The sequence below is a fragment of the Lacimonas salitolerans genome, from assembly GCF_042677865.1.
In the GTDB taxonomy this organism is placed as follows: domain Bacteria; phylum Pseudomonadota; class Alphaproteobacteria; order Rhodobacterales; family Rhodobacteraceae; genus Lutimaribacter; species Lutimaribacter salitolerans.
In genome coordinates this window covers 1-1,277 of the sequence record NZ_JBHUDD010000084.1, presented here as the reverse complement: position 1 = coordinate 1,277, position 1,277 = coordinate 1, and the positions used below count along the sequence as shown (strand labels likewise).

1 protein-coding gene and 1 pseudogene are annotated in these 1,277 nt (G+C 55.1%); one reads left to right on the top strand and one right to left on the bottom strand.

The annotated features are described in order from the left end of the window. Positions 1-100 precede the first annotated feature (100 nt). A pseudogene (locus ACFTOW_RS13365) lies at positions 101-895 on the top strand (DEAD/DEAH box helicase family protein); the annotation flags it as partial. A 293-nt stretch (positions 896-1,188) separates the two neighbouring features. Here ACFTOW_RS13365 and ACFTOW_RS13360 read toward each other — a convergent pair. After that, positions 1,189-1,233 (bottom strand): hypothetical protein, encoded by a 45-nt coding sequence (locus ACFTOW_RS13360; RefSeq protein WP_379916526.1) that lies wholly within the window; start codon positions 1,231-1,233, stop codon positions 1,189-1,191. Positions 1,234-1,277 lie beyond the last annotated feature (44 nt).

Below are 1,277 nucleotides of genomic sequence, written 5' to 3'. Positions count from 1 at the left end.
CACAACATCTTGTGCCTCAAGCAAATGACCGGAAACCAAACCACCCACACAAACCGCGAAATAGCCGGACAAGAACCACTTCCTCAAGGGTGTTTCAGCAATTGTCGAGGCGATCCGGTCGGGTAAGATCGAGTGCCGGGTTTACAGGAAGGACAAGTTTCACGCCAAAGCTTACATCACACACGCCCGGCTCGAAGTAGTTGGATCATCAGCGCTTGTCGGTTCTTCTAACTTCACGGTTCCGGGCCTCACCCAGAATATTGAACTGAACGTCCAGATCACGGGCACGCCGGTTGCCGTTCTGCAAGAATGGTATGAGGAACGTTGGGAAGAAGCCGAGGACGTTTCGGTCGAAGTCCTCAAGACCATTGAGCGCCACACGCGCGATTATCCCCCGTTCGATGTCTATGCGCGATCGATGCAGCTCTATTTCGCCGGACATGAAGAGACTGCCACCGAGTGGGAGAAGAACTCGTCAAGGCTCTATCCGATCCTCGCGAAATACCAACGGGACGGATACGGGGCGCTGCTCAAGAGGGCCGGGAAATATGGCGGAGCTTTCCTGTGCGACGGGGTTGGTCTGGGCAAAACCTTCATCGGGCTCATGCTGATTGAACGGTTTGTCCAGTATGAAAACAAGAACGTCGCCCTGTTTGTTCCGAAGTCGGCCAAGTCTCCGGTTTGGGAACGGGAGCTCAGGAACCGGCTGCCGGATGTTTTCAAGGGGTTCAGTCGGCTGAAAATCTTCAGTCACACGGATCTGATGCGCGAGAAGATGCAGGAAGAACTGGAGCAAGTCAAAGCCCAGGCTGATGTCATCATCATCGATGAGGCACATCACTTTCGAAACACCGGCACCCGTGGTGAAGAGGGTGCCAAGCGCAAATCTCGCTACTGGCACCTGTATGATCTCGCCGAGGGCAACGAACTTTACATGCTCACGGCCACGCCGATCAACAACAGCCTGCTGGATTTCCAGCATATGGTCGAATTGTTCTCACGGCACCGCGCAGACCACTTCGCCGATGCACCGCTGGGCATCCATTCGCTCGCGGGCCACATCCGACAGCTGGAACGATCGATTGAGCGTCAATTGCGATCGAATGGGGATGAAGAGGTCGCAGAGATCAACGCCTCTGACATTGGCGATTTGTTTGCGACAGACTCCCTATTTGATGCGCTCGTCGTTCAGCGAATGTGCGTCTTGCCAGTGCCGGTTCCACCGACGAGGATGATGTTGTGCGCGTCATCGGTGAACTGGCCTGAGCAAAACGGGT